Below are 17334 nucleotides of genomic sequence, written 5' to 3' on the forward strand. Positions count from 1 at the left end.
CCATGTCATGGACATCTTGCTCGTCGCCAGCGCGTTCAACAGCCTGTCCCAGCGTGTGTACGCCGAACTGTCCGACCAGGGACACCGGGTCGAGGTCGTACTCGCCTCGCACGGACCCGAAGCGGTCCGGGCCGCCGTACGCGAAACGCGGCCGGAGCTGGTCATCGCGCCGATGCTGAAGACGGCGCTTCCGGAGGACGTGTGGCAGGAGCACACCTGCCTGATCGTGCACCCGGGCCCACCCGGCGACCGCGGCCCGTCCTCCCTCGACTGGTCGATCGCCGAGGAGGCGTCGCGCTGGGGCGTGACGGTACTTCAGGCCGAGGCGGCGATGGACGCGGGCGACATCTGGGCGGACGGCTCCTTCCCGGTGCCGACGGTCGGCAAGAGCGACCTGTACCGCAACGAGGTCTCCGACGCCGCCACGGCCGCCGTGCTGCTGGCGGTGGAACGTTTCGTCGACGGGTCGTTCAAGCCGAAGGCACAGAGCGATCCCGGGATTGCCGTGGTGTGGCGCGACTTCCTCCGCCAGGAGCGGCGGCGGATCGACTGGGAGAACGACAGCACCGCGACGGTGCTGCGCAAGCTCCGTGGGGCCGACTCGCAGCCGGGTGTCCTGGACGAGCTGTGCGGCCGGGAGGTGTTCCTGCACGGCGGGCACGGCGAGGACCGGCTGCGCGGACGCCCCGGCGCGTTGCTCGCGACGCGGTCCGGCGCGGTCTGCCGGGCCACCCGGGACGGCGCGGTGTGGATCCCGGAGCTGCGCCCCCGCAAGAACTCCGGCGACCCGGCGCCGTTCCGCCGCCCCGCGGCCTCCGTGCTCGCCGGCTTCCCGGCTCCGCCCGGCACCGGTCAGGGGACGCCACGCCATGACGGCGGCCCGCACTGGCTGCCGGAGGACGCCGCCCCGCTCGAACTGCCCCCCGAGCGCACCACTTGGACCGACATCCGCTACCGGCAGTACGGCGAGGTCGGCTTCCTGTCCTTCTCCTTCCCGGGCGGGGCGATGAGCACCGACCAGTGCCGCAGGCTGCTCGCCGCGTACCGGCGCGCGCTCACCCGCCCCACCTCGGTGCTGGTGCTCGGCGGAGCCCGCGACTTCTTCTCCAACGGCATCCATCTGAACGTCATCGAGGCATCGGCCGACCCGGCGGGCGAGTCGTGGGCCAACCTCAACGCCATGAACGACCTGGTCGAGGCGGTGCTGCGGACGACCGACCGCCTGGTGGTCGCCGCCCTCGGCGGCAACGCGGCCGCCGGCGGCGTGATGCTCGCCCTGGCCGCCGACCATGTCTGGTGCCGCACGGGCAGCGTCCTCAACCCGCACTACCGGCGCATGGGTCTGTACGGGTCGGAGTACTGGACGTACACCCTGCCGCGCCGCACCGGAGCCGAGACGGCCGCCCGGCTGACGACCGAGGCACTGCCGGTGAGCGCGGTGACGGCCGCACGGATCGGGCTGGTGGACCGTCTGGTGCCGGTCCCGGCGCAGGACTTCGCCGGGGAGGTCGAGCACTTGGCTGCCGCCCTCGCCCAGGCCCCGGACCTCAGGGCACGGATCGCCGCGAAGGCCGCGGCACGGCGGGCGGACGACGCGCGGCGACCGCTCGGCGAGTACCGGCGGGACGAACTCGCGCGCATGCGCGCCATCTTCTTCGACCCGCGTGCCCCGTACCACGCCCTGCGCTCGGCCTTCGTCCGCAAGCAGCCGAGCGGCTCCGCCAACCCGCTGGCCACGGGGGGCGCGCGATGAGCACCCGTCTGCTGGTGGCCGGCGTCGGCAACATCTTCCTCGCGGACGACGCCTTCGGTCCCGAGGTGATCCGCGCCCTGGAGAGGCGCCCGCTGCCGCCCGAGGTGCGGGTGCGGGACTTCGGCATCCGCGGCATGGACCTGGCGTACGAGCTGCTCGACGGCTACGACACGGCCGTGCTGGTCGACGCGTCCGTACGGGGACACGAGCCGGGCACCCTGTCGCTCATCGAGCCGGAGCTTCCGGACGGCACCGCGGGCGGGCCCGTTCCCGAGGCGCACGGCATGGACCCGGCGAAGGTCCTGGCGCTGGCCGGCCACCTGGGCGACGAGCCGCTCCCACGCGTCCTCGTCCTCGCCTGCGAGCCCGAGCTGCGGCCGCTCGGCGACGAGGACATCGCGCCGGGCATCAGCGCGACCGTGCGCGACGCCATCGAACGGGCCGTCGCCGCCCTGCACACGATGGTCCCGGTGCTGCTCGCCGACCCGGCGGCCACGCCCCCGTTGAGCCGCCCGGAGGAATCCACGGACCCGTGCGCGGCCGGTCTCCCGCGCCTGGTGGCCGAGGGCGCGGAGGATCGATAGCGGTCCGAACCCCCGATCCCCCGCTGGGAGCAGCGCGCATGTGCGATTCCGTGGACGAGGTCACTGAGGCCGTCCTGGCGAAGAACGACGATCTGGCCGCGAGCCTGCGCGAGGAACTGGCCCGGCGTGGTGTGAGCGTGGCCAACCTGCTGTCCAGCCCGGGCAGCGGCAAGACGGAACTGCTCGGGCAGGTTCTGACCAGGGCGGTGGAGCGGGGCATCCCCGTGGCCGCCCTCACCGCCGACCTGGCGACCGACAACGACGCTCACCGGCTCGCCCGTTCGGGAGCGCCGGTGAAACAGCTGCTGACCGACGGGCTGTGCCATCTGGAGGCCCGGCAGCTGCGCGGGCACGTGGAGAGCTGGCTGCCGGAGGGCACCTCGCTGCTCTTCGTGGAGAACGTCGGCAACCTCGTCTGCCCGGCCTCCTACGACCTCGGTGAGAGCCTGCGGATCGTGCTGATGGCCGTGACGGAGGGCGAGGACAAGCCGCTGAAGTACCCCACGGCCTTCGGCTCCGCCCACCTGGTGGTGCTCACCAAGACCGACCTGGCCGGGCCCGCCGGGTTCGACCAGGCCGCCTTCGCCGCCAACATCCAGCGGGTCAACCCCGGCGTGGAGCTCATGTTCTCCTGCGCCCGGACCGGCGACGGGGTCGACACCCTCCTCGACCGGGTGCTCGCGGTGCGGGACGGGGCCGCGGTCCACCGGCCTCCGCTGGCCCCCCGTCCGCACACCCACACCCACAGCCACACGCATGAGGACGCCGCTTCCGGCCTCGCGGCCGGCCGCGTCTCGTGACGGCGCCCACCGCACAGGCGGTTCGCCGCCGCGTCACCGTGCGCGGCACGGTGCAGGGCGTGGGATTCCGCCCGTACGTACACCGCCTGGCCTCCGATCTCGCGCTGGCGGGGTTCGTGAGCAACACGGCCGCCGGTGTCCTGATCGAGGTGGAGGGCCCGCCGGACGGTGTCGTCGACTTCTGCGAAAGGCTGGCCGCCCAGCCCCCGCCGCTGGCCTCCGTCACCGCCGTCGGGTTCGAGGACCTGCCCGTCACCGGTGCCGACGACGCCTTCACCATCCGCTCCACCGACCGCTCCCCCGGCCGCACGCTCCTGCCGCCCGACACGGCGACCTGCGCCGACTGCCTGCGGGAGCTGGCCGATCCGGCCGACCGCCGCCACCGGCACCCGTTCGTCACCTGCACGCACTGCGGGCCGCGCTTCACCATCGCCACGGGCATGCCGTACGACCGGGCGGTCACGACCATGGCCGGCTTCCCGATGTGCCCCGACTGCGCCCGGGAGTACGCCGATCCCGGCGACCGCCGCTTCCACGCCCAGCCCGTGGCCTGCCCCGACTGCGGCCCTCGGCTGCGCCTGGTGCCCGCTGCCGGGAGCGGTGTCCGGCCCGTGCGTGAAGCCGATGCCCTGGCAGCGGCACGGGCGCTGCTCGCCGCCGGGGGGATCGTCGCCGTGAAGGGCCTCGGCGGCTATCACCTGGCGTGCGACGCCACGGACGCACGAGCCGTCGACACGCTGCGCACCCGCAAGGCACGCGGCGGCAAACCGTTCGCGGTGATGTGCGCGGACCTCGATGTCGTACGGCGGATCGCCGTGCCGTCCGCGGCCGAGACGGCCGCCCTCACCAGCCCCCGGCGTCCCATCGTCCTGCTGTGCCGGCGCTCGGAGCACGACACCCTCGCGCCCGGCGTCTGCCCGGGCAGCCCGCACGTCGGTGTGATGCTGCCCTACACCCCCGTACACGCCCTGCTGTTCGGCCTGCCCGGCGATCCGCCGGGACCGCGGGTGCTGGTCATGACGAGCGGCAACCGCTCGGGGGAGCCGATCGTCACGGACGACGACGAGGCCGTGGACCGGCTGGCCGGTCTGGCCGACGCCTGGCTGGCCCACGATCGGCCCATCGCGTCGCCGTGCGACGACTCCCTGCTGCGCGTACGCCCCGACGGCACGGAGCAGGTGCTGCGCCGGTCCCGGGGTTACGCACCCCGCCCGCTGAGGCTGCCGGTCGCGGTGCGGCCCGCGCTCGCCGTGGGCGGCGATCTGAAGAACGCGCTGTGCCTCGGTGAGGGCGACCACGCCTGGTTCGGCCCGCACATCGGCGACATGGGCGAGCTGGCCACCCTGGAGGCAGCCCGGCGGGCCGAGTCGCAGCTGCGGTCCCTGACCGGCGTCAGCCCGGAGCTCGTCGCCGCCGACCGGCACCCGGGATACCACTCCTCGCGCTGGGCCCGGCAGAGGGCGTCCCAACTGCCCGCGCATTCCCCGGTGTTCGTCCAGCATCACCACGCGCACATCGCATCGGCGATGGCCGAACACGGCCTCGACGGCAGCACCACCGTGATCGGCGTCGCCTTCGACGGCACGGGCTACGGCGACGACGGCACCGTCTGGGGCGGTGAGATCCTGCTCGCCGACTACACCGGCTTCCGGCGCTTCGGCCACCTCACGCCCGCCCCGCTCCCCGGTGGCGACGCGGGTGTGGCCAACCCGTGCCGCCTGGCGCTGGCGCGGCTGTGGGCGGCAGGTCTGCGGTGGGAGGCGGACCTGCCCAGCGTGTCCGCCTGCGCTTCCGACGAACTGGCTTTGCTGGAACGCCAGTTGAAGCGCGGTCTGGCCTGTGTGGCGACCTCCAGCATGGGCCGGCTCTTCGACGCGGTGTCGTCACTCGTCGGCGTCTGTCATCGCGCCCAGTACGAGGCGCAGGCCGCCATGGAGCTGGAGGCCGCCGCCGCGGCGGCCTGGGACGCCGACACCTCGGCGTACGCCTTCGGACTCGCCGGCGGCGCCTGCGACCCGGCGCCCGTGCTCGGCGCGCTGCTCGACGATCTGCGCCGCGGCACCCCGGCTCCCGTACTCGCCGCGCGCTTCCACCGCGGCGTGGCGCGGGCCGTCGTGGCGGTCTGCCGGCGGGCGCGCCAGGACACCGGACTGACCACCGTCGCCCTCAGCGGCGGAGTGTTCGCCAACGCGCTGCTGGAGGAGGAGTGCACGCGGCTGCTGACCGGGGACGGCCTCACGGTGCTCCGGCACGGCGAAGTGCCGCCCAACGACGGCGGATTGGCCCTCGGCCAGCTGGTGGTCGCGGCGCACGAACGACAGAAGGAGTGACCCATGTGCTTGGCAGTGCCCGGCAAGGTCGTGTCCATCGACGACACCGCGGATCCGCTCACCGGGCTGATCGACTTCGGTGGGGTGCAGAAAGAGGCGTGTCTGGAGTACGTGAGCGACGTGCGGGTGGGTGAGTACGTCATCGTGCACGTCGGCTTCGCGCTCCAGCGCCTGGACGAGGAGTCGGCGCTGGCCTCCCTGAAGCTCTTCGAGGAACTGGGGCTGCTGGAGGAGGAGTTCGGGGACGCCTGGGAGCAGGCGGCCAAGGAGGCGGGCGGCGCCGCGGTGACGGAGCGCCAGGACAGCGGGAGTGAGGCCCGGTGAAGTACATCGACGAGTTCAACGACCCCGATCTCGCCCGGCGGCTGCTGGACGAGATCCGCGCCACCGCCACCCGGCCCTGGGCCCTGATGGAGGTGTGCGGGGGGCAGACCCACTCGATCATCCGGCACGGCATCGACCAACTGCTGCCCGAGAAGGTGGAGTTGATCCACGGCCCCGGCTGCCCCGTCTGTGTCACGCCGCTGGAGGTCATCGACAAGGCGCTGGAGATCGCCTCTCGGCCCGAGGTGATCTTCTGCTCCTTCGGCGACATGCTCCGGGTACCGGGCACCGACCGCGACCTGTTCCGGGTCAAGGGCGAGGGCGGCGACGTACGCGTGGTCTACTCACCGCTCGACGCACTGGAGCTGGCCCGCCGCAACCCGGACCGGGAGGTGGTGTTCTTCGCCATCGGCTTCGAGACCACCGCCCCCGCCAACGCGATGGCCGTGCACCAGGCGCGTCGTCTGGGCCTGACCAACTTCAGCCTGCTGGTGTCGCATGTGCGGGTCCCCCCGGCGATCGAGGCGATCATGACGGCGCCCGAGTGCCGGGTGCAGGGGTTCCTGGCCGCCGGGCATGTGTGCAGCGTGATGGGGACGTCCGAGTACCCGGGGCTCGCCGAGCGGTTCGGCGTTCCGATGGTGGTGACCGGCTTCGAACCGCTGGACATCCTGGAGGGCATCCGCCTGGCGGTGCGCCAGCTGGAGCGCGGTGAGCACCGGGTGGAGAACGCGTATCCGCGTGCCGTGCGCGAGGAGGGCAATCCGGCCGCCGTGCGCATGATCGAGGAGGTGTTCGAGGTCACCGACCGGAACTGGCGCGGCATCGGGCGCATCCCGCTGAGCGGCTGGCGGCTGACCGACGCCTTCCGGGCGTACGACGCGGAGCACCGCTTCGACGTCACCGGCATCCGTACCGAGGAGCCCGCCGAGTGTCGCAGCGGCGAGGTCCTCCAGGGGCTGATCAAGCCGACCGAGTGCGCCGCGTTCGGCACCACCTGCACTCCGCGCACGCCGCTCGGCGCCACCATGGTCTCCAGCGAGGGTGCCTGCGCGGCCTACTACCTGTACCGCCGCATGAACGCCCCGACTCCGCAGGCCGACCGGGCCGCGCGGGAGGAGATGAACCCCGTTGCCTGAACAACTCGCCGAGACGGTCGACCCGGCCAACTGGTCCTGCCCCGCCCCACTGCGCGACCAGGGGGTCGTGGTGATGGGGCACGGCGGCGGCGGTGCGCTGTCGGCGGAGCTGATGGAGCAGATCTTCACCCCCGCCTACGGCAACGCCACGCTGGCCGGGCTCGCGGACTCCGCCGTCCTCGAACTGGGCGGCGCCCGCCTGGCGTTCTCCACCGACTCCTACGTGGTCAGGCCGCTGTTCTTCCCCGGCGGCAGCCTCGGCGACCTCGCGGTCAACGGCACCGTCAACGATCTGGCGATGAGCGGTGCCAGGCCCGCGTATCTCTCCGCCGCCTTCGTGCTGGAGGAGGGCGTGGAGCTGGCCGTGGTCGAGCGGATCGCGCGGGCCATGGGCGCGGCGGCCGAGGCCGCCGGGGTCACGATCGCCACAGGTGACACCAAGGTGGTGGAGTCCGGGCACGGCGACGGCGTGTACGTCACGACCGCCGGCGTGGGACTCGTGCCCGACGGGGTGGACATCCGGCCCCAGCGTGCACGACCCGGTGACGCCGTCATCGTCAGCGGGCCGATCGGCCTGCACGGCGTGGCGATCATGAGCGTGCGCGAGGGCCTGGAGTTCGGGGTGGAGGTGGCCAGCGACACCGCGCCGCTCGCTGGTCTGGTCGCGGCCATGCTGGCGGTCACTCCGGACATCCATGTGCTGCGCGACCCCACCAGGGGCGGCCTCGCCGCTTCCCTGAACGAGATCGCCCGCGCTTCCGGAACCGGTGTCCGGCTGACGGAGCGGGCCATTCCGGTGCCGGACGCGGTGGCGAACGCCTGTGGCTTCCTGGGGCTCGACCCGCTCTACGTGGCCAACGAGGGCCGGCTGGTCGCCTTCGTGCCCCCGTCGGCGGCGGAGGACGTCCTCGCGGCGATGCGCGCCCACCCGCAGGGCGCCGGGGCCACTCTGATCGGCGAGTGCGTCGCCGACCACCCCGGGATGGTGGTGGTCGCGACGGGGCTCGGCGGGACCCGGGTGGTGGATCTGCCGCTGGGTGAGCAGTTGCCGCGGATCTGCTGATCAGGTCCGGACGTGCGTGGGCCCCGCCGAGCGTGTTCGGCGGGGCCCACGCACGCTATGCCGAGGCCGGTGACGGCTCGATCCCGGCGATCTCCAGTTCCCGGCCGCTGCGCAGGTCCGTGGAGGGCTCGTCGCAGCGCGGGCACCAGAAGAACGGGGGCATGCCCACCGGGAACTCCTCGGCGCACGGGCCGCACCAGGCCTGCGCGGGGATCTGCTCGACCACGAGCCGCGCCTCGGCGAGGGGGGTGCCGTCGCGGGCCACCTCGAAGGCGAAATCCAGGGCGTCGGGGACGACGCCCGCCAGTTCACCGACCCGGACGGTCACCGCCGAGACGGATTCGGTTCCGTCCGTCCGGGCCAGCTCACCGGCCCTCTCGATGATCGCGGTCGCGATCGACAGTTCGTGCACAACCGGCTCACGGGTACCGGCGGCCGGCGCGGAACCCGCCGGCCATCCGCCAGATCCGCGCCTCCCGCCTGAGGCTGGGCCATTCCCAGGCCAGCAGGGCGAGGACCACGCCGCCCGCCAAGGCGGCCTCGGCCATCAGCACGCGCTGTCCGCTCATCCCGGCTCGTCTGCCCGTGGCAGCCGACCACCGTGCTCGTTGGACCTTCATTGCGGCGACTCCCTGCTGTCTCTCATCCCGGTGGGATGTTCGGCATGGTCTCCACGAGCGCGTCATGCCGTTTCCAATGGATCCCGGTGGAACGGCGCGCGTCGGCGGTGCCGTCCTCGTGGTGGCCCTTCTGGTCCTTGTACCGCCCCCGGTTGCCCTGGTGCATGCCGGCCACGTGCCCGGGGGTGTCGGGCTTCGCCTGGGCCCGGCCCACTCTGATGCTGCCCATGGGGTGATCTCCTTCCTCGCCTCCGACCTGCGGAGTACGTGCTCAGGACCGCTCGGTGAGGTCCTCGAAGAACCGCTCGACGGCCGGCCAGACCTGGCCGCCGCCGGACAGGCCGCGCCATTCCCGGCGTACGACGGCGACCATCCGGTAGCAGTCGTCGATCGGCACGATCCAGTGGTGGTCGAGGCCGTGGACGGTGTTCACCAGCAACGCCTCCACCTCGGGTTCCACGGTGGCGAGCTGCGGACACGTCTCGGCGAGCCCGATCCAGGCCGCCGCGTCCACCTCCCACCGCATGGCACCGGCCGGGCTGGGGCCCTGCGCGGTGACGGTGCCGTCCGCGCGGGGCACGAAGAAGACCAGGCCGACGGGTACGCCCAGCGCCGCCGTGTCGACCTTGGGCAGCCGGAGCCGGCGCCGGGGCACCAGCCGGTAGTGGCCGTCGCCCGCGCCGGCCCCGGCGAACAGCACCGAGCAGGGGCCGCAGACGCACCGCACCTCGTCCTGCCCGGTGTCGTACAGGTGCGCGTGCTCGTCCGGCACCGGCGCGGCGCACAGGTCGCACGCCTCCGCCCCGGCCGCCGCGGTGCGGTCGGCCGAGGAGCGGATGAGGCGGGCCAGGGCTCCGTCGGTGGTCACCGTGCGCCCCGGTGCGTCAGCGTGGCGAGCGGTACGAACGCGGGCGGGGCTGCGGGAGCAGCCGCGGTGAGCGGCTCCACCGCCGTCAGTTCGGGTGCCACGGCGAGCACCGCCTCGCGGACCGCGTCGGTGACGTCCATGGCACCGGCACCGCAACCGGAGCCGCATCCGCCGCCCGACGTCATGCGCACCCGGGCCACCTGACCCTCCACACCGGCCCACTCCACGTCGCCGCCGCGCTCCTGTACGGCGGGCCGCAGCCGTTCGACCGCACGGGCCGCCCGGCGCTCGGCGGGCTCGGGATGGACGTCGTGCAGGACCAGCAGGTGGCCCAGCAACTCGTCGTCGGCCAGGCGCTCGGCCAGCTGGTCGTCCGCGTGGTCCATGACGCGGGCCAGCGCCTCGCCGTAGACCTCGGTCAGCAGTCCCACCGCCTCGGTCGCGGAGCGGGTGGTGGGGCCGGGCGCGGACTCCAGGCCCGCCAGCAGCTCGTCGAGCCGGGCGAGCCGGGCCTCCACGTCCGGGTCCGCCAGCCGGGCGGCACCGGCCTCAGCCATGGTTCGCCCCGTACGTCGGCGAGTGCAGGGTGGTGAGCGTCTTGCCCTTGCCGACGTACATGTGCACACCGCACGGCAGACAGGGGTCGAAGCTGCGGACCGTGCGCATGATGTCGACGCCCTTGAAGTCGTCCGGCCCGTTCTCCTCGAAGATGGGCTGGCCCTGGACGGCGTCCTCGTACGGACCCGGGGTGCCGTAGATGTCGCGGGGGCTGGCGTTCCACGGGGTGGGCGGGTACGGGTGGTAGTTGGCGATCTTCTTGTCCTTGATCACCAGGTGGTGCGAGAGGACGCCTCGGACCGCCTCGTGGAAGCCGCAGCCGATCGCCTCGTCGGGCACCTCGTAGTTCTCGAAGACCTTGGTCTCGCCGGCCCGCACCATCCCCATGGCCTCTTCCAGGAACTGCAGTGCCATGGCGGCCGCGTAGGCCACGAAGTAGGGCCGGGCGCGGTCGCGTTCGATGGTGTTGCTCCACTGCGGGATGCGCCACTCCAGGGTGGTCTCCGGCAGGGACTCGCCCTTGGGCAGGGAGATGCGCACGCTGTGGCCGGTGGCCTTGACGTACGGAGTGTCGACCAGGCCGCTCAGCGCGGTCGACCACAGCCGGGCGAGCGGGCCGCCGCCGGTGTCGAGGGCGAGGTGCTGGTCGGTCCGCTTGTCGTACCAGCGCGGGCTCATGACCCAGCTGTACTTGTCGTCGAAGTTGCGCTTCTGCGGCACCGGGACGGTGGTCTGGTTCCACGGGTGGCGCATGTCGACGGGGTTGCCGAGCGGGTCGTGCGTGACGAAGGGCGATTCGTTCACCCAGTCCTCGTAGTACGAGCTGCCGAGCATGATGCGCAGGCCGAGGTTGATGTCTACGAGGTTGTTGGTGACCAGTTCGCCGTCGACGATGATGCCGGGGGTGACGTACATGTCCTTGCCCCAGGAATTCATCGTCTCGTAGCGGTAGTCGACGGTCTGGGGGTTCTGGAAGGCGCCCCAGCAGCCCAGCAGGACGCGGCGGCGGCCGACCTCCTCGTAGCCGGGCAGTGCCTCGTAGAAGAAGTCGAAGACGTCGTCGTTCATGGCGACGGCCTTCTTCACGAAGTCGATGACCCGCATGAGCCGGCTGAGGTAGTCGGTGAAGGCGGTCGGCTGGGGCATCGTGCCGACGCCGCCCGGGTACAGCGTGGACGGGTGGACGTGCCGCCCCTCCATCAGGCAGAACATCTCACGGGTGACCCGGCTGACCTTCAGGGCCTCCTTGTAGACCTCGCCCTCGAAGGGGTTGAAGGCCTTCATGATGTCGGCGATCGTGCGGTACCCGTGGATCTCGCCGCGCGGTGCTTCGGTGCGTTCCGCGCGGGCCAGCAGGCCGGGGTTGGTGGCCTTGACCATCGCCTCGCAGAAGTCCACGAAGACCAGGTTGTCCTGGAAGATCGTGTGGTCGAACATGTACTCGGCCGCTTCACCGAGGTTGACGATGTGCTCGGCCAGCGGGGGCGGCTTGACGCCGTAGGCCATCTGCTGGGCGTAGTCGGAGCAGGTGGTGTGGTTGTCGCCGCAGATGCCGCAGATCCGGGACGTGATGAAGCCCGCGTCGCGCGGGTCCTTGCCCTTCATGAACACGGAGTAGCCGCGGAAGAGCGACGAGGTGCTGTGGCATTCCACGACTTCACGGTTGGCGAAGTCGATCTTCGTGTAGATGCCCAGGTTCCCGATGATCCGGGTGATCGGATCCCAGGACATGTCCACGAGTTGTGGCGGCTTGCGCTCCGTGGACCGGGCCTCGGTGGTGGTCATCTGCGGTGCTGCCCCTCGCTGTCGGTGATGTGCGGGCGGGTCGTGAGGTGGGGGTCGTGCGGCTTCGGGACCTGCGCGCGGGGTGCCATCAGGGGCGCCAGTGCGGGTCGTAGCCGCTGGTCAGCTTGCGCTTGTTGTGGCGCCACCTGGGCTCATGGTTGACCAGCTCGTTCGTCACGCCGCGCAGTCGGCGGATGACGGCCCCGTACGGCTTGATCACCAGGGACGACAGCGTGCCGCCCGGAGGCTCGTCCATGAACGGCATGAACGCGTCGGGGAAGCCGGGCATCGTGCAGCCGATGCAGATGCCGCCGACGTTCGGGCAGCCGCCGATGCCGGCCATCCAGCCACGCTTGGGCACGTTGCAGTTGACGACCGGTCCCCAACACCCCGTCTTCACGAGGCACTTGGGCGAGTTGTAGTCCTTGGCGAAGTTGGCCTGCTCGTAGTACGAGCCGCGGTCGCAGCCCTCGTGGACCGTCTTGCCGAACAGCCACTGCGGGCGCAGCATGTGGTCCAGCGGGGGCGGGGGCGCGGAGCCGGCCGCGTGGTAGAGGACCCAGACCAGGGTCTCCATGAAGTTCTCGGGCTGGATCGGGCAGCCGGGCACGTTGACGACCGGCAGGCCGCCCTGGGAGGTGTAGTCCCAGCCGAGGTAGTCGGCGAGGCCCATGCAGCCGGTCGGGTTGCCGGACATGGCGTGGATGCCGCCGAAGGTGGCGCAGGTGCCGGCGGCCACCACCGCCCAGGCCTTGGGGGCCAGTTGGTCGATCCACCAGTTGAGGGTCTGCGGCTCACCGGTCTCCGGGTCGTTGCCGAAGGACGTCCAGTAGCCGTCGCCCTCGATGATGTTCTGGTTGGGGATCGAGCCCTCGATAACGAGGATGAACGGTGACAAATCGCCCCGCGCGGCGGCCCGGTAGGGAGCGAGGAAGTCCTCGCCGCCCAGGCTGGGCGAGAGCACCTTGTTGACCAGGTTCACCTTCGGCAGGCCCGGGATCAGACCGAGGACGAGGTCCTCGATGGAGGGCTGGTCGGCGGCGGTGAGGGAGACGGTGTCGCCGTCGCAGCTCATGCCCTCGGAGATCCAGAGGATGGTGATCTCGTCGAAGCCCTCGCGGTCCTCGGCTCGACTGGGTTCTTTGCTGACCTCGGCGGTACTGCTGTGGGTTGCCATGTCATCGGCCTCCGCTGCGGGGGGTTTCGGATGGAGCGGGCTCCAGTGGCTCGAGTTCGTCCGGCCGGAAGTAGTGGAAGCGGCCGTACCAGCTGTGCAGTTCGGCGGCGGGATCGCCGTCGACGGTGACGGCGAGGTGCACGCTGCCGTCCACGTCGTGGAAGACGGCGGCGACCTCGGCGGTCCGTCCGGCCAGGAACATGTCCTGGGCGTCGGCGCCGCGACCCCTTGGGCGGAGCCTCACGTGGCTGCCCGCTCCGAGGGGTACGCCGTCCACGAGCACGGTGTCCGTGGACGGGGAGAGACCGTCGTCGGCGCCCTCCTGCCACCAGGCCGGACGCTCGGCGGGCGGGGTCGCCAGGGTTACCGGGGTGGCCTCGGTGGTCGCGATGGCTGACGGAGTCAGGGAGCGCACGGCGCCGTGCAGCCGCTCGAAGACTTCCTGAGGCATGGTGTCGACCCGGTCGAGGATCGCGGCGGCCCGCGGGTCGGTGGCGCGCGCCTCCTGCTTCTCCTCGTCGGTCAGCAGCATCGTGCGCAGGGTGAGGATCTCGTCGATCTCCGCCGCGTCGTGCAGGTCACCGGGGCTCTCCGGGGCGACCTGAGGGTGGTCGGGCAGGATGATCGGGGCGGACAGCAGGACGCGTCCGACCTCGTCGGCCTCACCGCCGAGCACGGGGAACGTGAACTCGTTGCGGCACGCGCTCGCATGGGCGCGCAGGTCCGCGGGCGGATCGGTCAGCGAGACGAACTCCACGCCGTCACCGCCGATGAGGGTGTGCGTGGCGATGAGTGCTCGGCGCAGCGCCTCGTCGCGCGGGGTCCGCGGATCCGGCGCGGGTCCCGTGTTCGTGGTGCGCACCCGGAGCCGGCAGAGGTACGGCGCGAGGCGCTCGGCGGCGACGTTGAGGCTCGCCCGCACCTCCTCGCGGCGCCGCACCACCCGCCCGGCGTGTCCCGGCAGGGGCTCGACGTCCACCCCGGCCGGTGCTGCCACCGCAACGGTGTGTTCGCCCTGAAGGAGCTCGTCCAGTGGGATGACGGCATCGAACTCGCGCGGTACGGCCTCGTCGAAGGTCAGATGCGTCGTGCCGTCGTCGGTGCGCAGCGACTCGACGGGGCGGTGTCCGCCGTCCCGTTCCGCTTCCTCGACCTGCTTGCGCTGCATCTGCAGACAGCGAAGCCGGACCCGTACGGCCGCGCCGGGCTGCCGGAGCCTCAGCAGACCCTCGGTCTGCTGGTACCAGGAGTCCGCGGAGCCGGAGATGCCGGGGGCGACGGGACCGTCAGACTCCACCCACTCCCGGGGGAACAGCACCCCGAACTGCCAGCGGACGCGGTTCTTGGCCGAGGAGCGCCGGTAGGGATAGAGGAGGTAGCCCTCGTAGAGGACGGCGTCGGCGACCGCGCTCACCTGCTCGAAGACGCCTCCGGACCGGCCCGGCGGCAGGTCCGCGTCCTCCCGTGGGTCAGCGCACGCAGTGCCGCCCTCGGCCCGTCCCTCCGCCGTCATCGCGCCTCCTCGTCGCAGTGTGCACGCGCATCCCTTCCACCACGCTCACACCACTCACCCACCCTCGCCTCCTCCGGCGCAGTGGTGATGGGCCATTCGGGTAGGAGGCTCAGTCCGTCGGCACGGTCGCCGGCCGGCCCAGAGGCGTGGAGACATGGCGCCAGATGGAGGTGAGCGCCATGTCGAGGGTGACGGTCGGGTCGCGCAGCATGAGGCGGATGCCGTAGCCGTCGCTGAGGGACAGGACGAGGGTGCTGAGGTCGTCCACGTCGGTCGGCGTGAACTCGCCGGAGGCGATACCGCGGCGTACCGCATCGCCCACCCAGGCGTACCGGTCGACGGCGAAGACGCGCGTGGTGTCGTCGCGCAGCGCCCGGACCCACAGTTCCTGCCAGAGCCGCCAGTCCTCGTGGAGCTGGGGTCGGTGGGCAGCAGGTTGCGCAGGATGCGGGCCAGGATGACCGCCGCCGGGGGCGTTTCCGCGTCACGTTCGACGTCGACGGCCGTGTTGGCGAAGGAGTGGGTCATCGCCTCGGTGAACAGCTTCTCGCGCGTGTCGAAGGGGTAGTGCAGCAGCGCCGTCGACACACCGGCCCGCTCGGCGACCATGCGCATCCGGATCTTCTCGAACCCGATGCCGGCGATGACCTCGCACGCCGCGGTCAGGATGCGCTCGCGGGCCGACGACCCGGTCGGGGCGGGTCGTCGCGGCGGCCTGCCGTGCGCACCTACCGCGTGCTCTGTTCCTGGACGACGAACTGCCCGCGATCGTGGACGTGTTGCGGTACTTCGCCGGAGCCGCCCGCAACTTGCCCGGCGTTGCCGCCGCGGAGTACACGCCGGGCCGCGCCTCCGTGCTGCGGCGCGAGCCGGTCGGCCTCTGCGCCCAGATCACGCCGTGGAACTATCCGCTGATGATGGCCGTGTAGAAGATCGCCCCCGCGCCGGCCGCGGGCAACACGGTCGTCCTGAAACCGTCCGACACCACGCCGTCGTCGGCCACGCTCCTCGCCCGGCGAAGAGCCGTGCGCTGCGGACCGGCATCGCCTGGGTCAACACCCACGGCACCACGGTGTCGGAGATGCCGCACGGCGGCGTGGGCCACTCCGGGTACGGCAGCGACCTCTCCATGACCGGCCTGCTCGACTACACCCAGGTCAAGCACGTCATGCTGTGACCGCCGGCTCCGGCCTCACTGCTTGGCGCCGAAGACCTGGGTCCACCACGGGCCCCCGGAAGCCTTGTGGATGCCCACGCCGATGTCCTTGAAAGAGCAGTTGAGGATGTTGGCACGGTGGCCCGGGCTGTTCATCCAGGAGTCCATCACCGCCTCGGGCGTCTGCTGGCCCTGGGCGATGTTCTCCCCGTACGTGGACCAGGTGTAGCCCGCGGCGGTGACACGCTGCCCGGGGTCGGCGCCGTCCGGGTTGGTGTGGTCGAAGAAGTCGCGGGCGTCCATGTCCTCGGAGTGGCGCAGCGCGGCCTGGTTCAGCTGGGAGTCCTGCGACAGCGGACCGCAGCCGGCGGCCGACCGCTCCTCGTTGACCAGCGCGACCACCTGCGCGACGGCACCCGACGGGGCCGCCTGTGTCTGCGGGGTGCTGGACGCGGTCCGGGTCGGCCTGGTGGAGGGCCGGGGGTCCGGCACGCTCTTCTTCGTCGGGCTGGGCGACTTGGAGGGGCTCGCCTTCTTCGAGGGCGAGGCGGACGGGGACGGAGACGTCGAGGCCGACGGGGAGGTCTCGAGGGGGCTCGGCTCCGAGAGCTCGGCGGCGGGAGCGCCGGAGTTCCGCGCGGCGGCCGCCTTCTCCGTTCCGTTCCCGGGGTCCGTGTCGAAGTACCACAGGGCGCCGCCCGCCACGCAGGCCGCCACAACGGCGCCGCCGACGGCCCGGCGGCGGATGCGGCGGCGTCGACGCGCCTCGGTACGGGCGGCAGACCGGGCGCCGGCACCCAGGCCCGAGCTGCCGTGGCCTCCCGACGTGCTCAGCTGGGACGCCGAGCCGACCAAGGCCATACCGCCGGCGGCGGAGAGCACACTCTCCAGCAGCGCGGGTGCCGCGGCGACCAGCGCCAGACCGGCCAACAGCCCCTCGGCGGGCATCAACCCGCTCCACAAACCGGAACAATGCGAGCAACCACGGGCATGCCGGGCTATTCGCTTGCGCCACAGCGCCGAGGGCCGGCCGTCCCAGGAGGCCAGCAGGCCCTGCAGTTCCTCGCAGCGCGGCCGCGCGTCGAGGGCCCGCACCACCACGCGGGCCGCCTCCAGCTGGGCCTTCATCCGCTGCACCCGGACCGCCGCGTGCTGCGGCGACAGCTCCAGGGCCTCGGCGACCTCGGCCCGCGTCAGCTCTCCGGCGCACTCCAGCCACCAGAGCGACAGCAGCCCCCGGTCGTCCGGCTCCAGCCAGCGGGTCGCCCGTGCGGTCTCCATGCGCTGACCGGACAGCTGGAGCTGCATCAAGGTCAGGTCGACGAAGTCGGCTCCCGGGTCCGCGAGATCCTCGGCCTCCTCGACTCCGCCAGGCGCCGCCTGCCGGGCATGCCAGTGCGCTCGCACCTGATTCATCGCGATGGCGACGAGCCAGGAACGGAAGTTCTCGGGAGCACGCAGCCCGCCCAGTGCGTCGAGGGCTCGCAGCATCGTGTCCTGCACGACGTCGTCGACGTCGACGGAGCCGTTCAGCGCCCGTCCCACGACGTTGTAGACCAACGGGAGGTAGGCGCTGACCAGGGCGTCCTGAGCCGCCGGCTCGCCGCTGCGGGCAGCGATCACCAGTGCCACCGACTCCGTAGTGCGCTCTGTACTCATCAAAA

18 protein-coding genes and 1 pseudogene are annotated in these 17334 nt (G+C 72.1%); 9 read left to right on the forward strand and 10 right to left on the reverse strand.

Annotated elements, in window-relative coordinates; genetic code table 11:
* The first annotated feature begins 7 nt into the window (after positions 1-7).
* From AB5J55_RS03560 to hypE, 7 genes are read left to right on the forward strand one after another with little or no spacing between them, the layout of a single operon-like run.
* The gene (locus AB5J55_RS03560) at positions 8-1753 is read left to right on the forward strand and encodes a hydrogenase maturation protein (RefSeq protein ID WP_369269233.1); all 1746 of its coding nucleotides are present in this window, start codon (positions 8-10) and stop codon (positions 1751-1753) included.
* Positions 1750-2337 carry a hydrogenase maturation protease gene (locus tag AB5J55_RS03565; protein ID WP_369269234.1) on the forward strand — a complete coding sequence of 196 codons (588 nt, stop codon included), beginning with the start codon at positions 1750-1752 and terminating at the stop codon, positions 2335-2337. The genes AB5J55_RS03560 and AB5J55_RS03565 overlap by 4 nt, the downstream gene beginning before the upstream one ends.
* A 38-nt stretch (positions 2338-2375) precedes the next feature.
* A complete protein-coding gene (gene hypB / locus AB5J55_RS03570; RefSeq protein ID WP_369269235.1) occupies positions 2376-3137 on the forward strand; it encodes a hydrogenase nickel incorporation protein HypB in 762 nt (253 codons plus the stop codon).
* On the forward strand, positions 3134-5467 hold the full coding sequence (gene hypF, locus AB5J55_RS03575; RefSeq protein WP_369269236.1) for a carbamoyltransferase HypF: 2334 nt from the start codon (positions 3134-3136) through the stop codon (positions 5465-5467). The genes hypB and hypF overlap by 4 nt, the downstream gene beginning before the upstream one ends.
* A gap of 3 nt (positions 5468-5470) precedes the next feature.
* Positions 5471-5791 (forward strand): HypC/HybG/HupF family hydrogenase formation chaperone, encoded by a 321-nt coding sequence (locus AB5J55_RS03580; protein WP_369269237.1) that lies wholly within the window; start codon positions 5471-5473, stop codon positions 5789-5791.
* Positions 5788-6930 carry a hydrogenase formation protein HypD gene (gene hypD, locus AB5J55_RS03585; RefSeq protein WP_369269238.1) on the forward strand — a complete coding sequence of 381 codons (1143 nt, stop codon included), beginning with the start codon at positions 5788-5790 and terminating at the stop codon, positions 6928-6930. Before AB5J55_RS03580 ends, hypD begins: the two co-directional genes overlap by 4 nt.
* Positions 6923-7993, forward strand: a complete 1071-nt coding sequence (gene hypE, locus AB5J55_RS03590; protein WP_369269239.1) for a hydrogenase expression/formation protein HypE — start codon at positions 6923-6925, stop codon at positions 7991-7993. The genes hypD and hypE overlap by 8 nt, the downstream gene beginning before the upstream one ends.
* A gap of 55 nt (positions 7994-8048) precedes the next feature.
* Here hypE and hypA read toward each other — a convergent pair whose 3' ends face one another.
* The 9 genes from hypA to AB5J55_RS03635 form a co-directional block, all read right to left on the reverse strand.
* Entirely contained in the window at positions 8049-8405 is a 357-nt protein-coding gene (gene hypA / locus AB5J55_RS03595) for a hydrogenase maturation nickel metallochaperone HypA (RefSeq protein ID WP_369269240.1), read from the reverse strand.
* 7 nt (positions 8406-8412) lie between these two features.
* Positions 8413-8562, reverse strand: coding sequence for a hypothetical protein (locus tag AB5J55_RS03600; RefSeq protein ID WP_369269241.1), 150 nt, complete (start codon positions 8560-8562; stop codon positions 8413-8415).
* Between the two features lie 73 nt (positions 8563-8635).
* Complete coding sequence (locus tag AB5J55_RS03605; protein ID WP_369269242.1) at positions 8636-8842, reverse strand: hypothetical protein; 207 nt, start codon at positions 8840-8842, stop codon at positions 8636-8638.
* Between the two features lie 42 nt (positions 8843-8884).
* Positions 8885-9481, reverse strand: coding sequence for a DUF5947 family protein (locus tag AB5J55_RS03610; protein ID WP_369269243.1), 597 nt, complete (start codon positions 9479-9481; stop codon positions 8885-8887).
* Positions 9478-10038 carry a NifU family protein gene (locus AB5J55_RS03615; RefSeq protein ID WP_369269244.1) on the reverse strand — a complete coding sequence of 187 codons (561 nt, stop codon included), beginning with the start codon at positions 10036-10038 and terminating at the stop codon, positions 9478-9480. Before AB5J55_RS03615 ends, AB5J55_RS03610 begins: the two co-directional genes overlap by 4 nt.
* Complete coding sequence (locus AB5J55_RS03620) at positions 10031-11824, reverse strand: nickel-dependent hydrogenase large subunit (RefSeq protein WP_369269245.1); 1794 nt, start codon at positions 11822-11824, stop codon at positions 10031-10033. Before AB5J55_RS03620 ends, AB5J55_RS03615 begins: the two co-directional genes overlap by 8 nt.
* Positions 11825-11912: 88 nt before the next feature.
* Complete coding sequence (locus AB5J55_RS03625) at positions 11913-13001, reverse strand: hydrogenase expression protein HypE (protein WP_369269246.1); 1089 nt, start codon at positions 12999-13001, stop codon at positions 11913-11915.
* Between the two features lies 1 nt (position 13002).
* A complete protein-coding gene (locus AB5J55_RS03630; RefSeq protein ID WP_369269247.1) occupies positions 13003-14514 on the reverse strand; it encodes a hypothetical protein in 1512 nt (503 codons plus the stop codon).
* 109 nt (positions 14515-14623) lie between these two features.
* On the reverse strand, positions 14624-14899 hold the full coding sequence (locus AB5J55_RS03635) for a TetR family transcriptional regulator C-terminal domain-containing protein (RefSeq protein WP_369276080.1): 276 nt from the start codon (positions 14897-14899) through the stop codon (positions 14624-14626).
* Between the two features lie 367 nt (positions 14900-15266).
* On the opposite strand from AB5J55_RS03635, the pseudogene AB5J55_RS03640 reads away from it, so the two are divergent.
* Positions 15267-15527: pseudogene (locus tag AB5J55_RS03640) on the forward strand (aldehyde dehydrogenase family protein); the annotation flags it as partial.
* A gap of 68 nt (positions 15528-15595) precedes the next feature.
* On the forward strand, positions 15596-15691 hold the full coding sequence (locus AB5J55_RS03645) for a hypothetical protein (protein ID WP_369269248.1): 96 nt from the start codon (positions 15596-15598) through the stop codon (positions 15689-15691).
* Between the two features lie 15 nt (positions 15692-15706).
* Here AB5J55_RS03645 and AB5J55_RS03650 read toward each other — a convergent pair whose 3' ends face one another.
* Entirely contained in the window at positions 15707-17329 is a 1623-nt protein-coding gene (locus AB5J55_RS03650; RefSeq protein WP_369269249.1) for a sigma-70 family RNA polymerase sigma factor, read from the reverse strand.
* Positions 17330-17334 lie beyond the last annotated feature (5 nt).

It is taken from the genome of Streptomyces sp. R11, assembly GCF_041051905.1.
GTDB lineage: Bacteria > Actinomycetota > Actinomycetes > Streptomycetales > Streptomycetaceae > Streptomyces.

Bases quoted from the DNA above. Each gene is read 5' to 3' on its own strand.
- AB5J55_RS03565 (WP_369269234.1), top strand. From the start codon at position 1,750: ATGAGCACCCGTCTGCTGGTGGCCGGCGTCGGCAACATCTTCCTCGCG.
- AB5J55_RS03605 (WP_369269242.1), bottom strand. From the start codon at position 8,842: ATGGGCAGCATCAGAGTGGGCCGGGCCCAGGCGAAGCCCGACACCCCC.
- AB5J55_RS03625 (WP_369269246.1), bottom strand. From the start codon at position 13,001: ATGGCAACCCACAGCAGTACCGCCGAGGTCAGCAAAGAACCCAGTCGA.
- AB5J55_RS03600 (WP_369269241.1), bottom strand. From the start codon at position 8,562: ATGAGCGGACAGCGCGTGCTGATGGCCGAGGCCGCCTTGGCGGGCGGC.
- AB5J55_RS03580 (WP_369269237.1), top strand. From the start codon at position 5,471: ATGTGCTTGGCAGTGCCCGGCAAGGTCGTGTCCATCGACGACACCGCG.
- hypB (WP_369269235.1), top strand. From the start codon at position 2,376: ATGTGCGATTCCGTGGACGAGGTCACTGAGGCCGTCCTGGCGAAGAAC.
- AB5J55_RS03645 (WP_369269248.1), top strand. From the start codon at position 15,596: ATGCCGCACGGCGGCGTGGGCCACTCCGGGTACGGCAGCGACCTCTCC.
- AB5J55_RS03630 (WP_369269247.1), bottom strand. From the start codon at position 14,514: ATGACGGCGGAGGGACGGGCCGAGGGCGGCACTGCGTGCGCTGACCCA.
- AB5J55_RS03615 (WP_369269244.1), bottom strand. From the start codon at position 10,038: ATGGCTGAGGCCGGTGCCGCCCGGCTGGCGGACCCGGACGTGGAGGCC.
- AB5J55_RS03560 (WP_369269233.1), top strand. From the start codon at position 8: ATGGACATCTTGCTCGTCGCCAGCGCGTTCAACAGCCTGTCCCAGCGT.
- AB5J55_RS03620 (WP_369269245.1), bottom strand. From the start codon at position 11,824: ATGACCACCACCGAGGCCCGGTCCACGGAGCGCAAGCCGCCACAACTC.
- AB5J55_RS03650 (WP_369269249.1), bottom strand. From the start codon at position 17,329: ATGAGTACAGAGCGCACTACGGAGTCGGTGGCACTGGTGATCGCTGCC.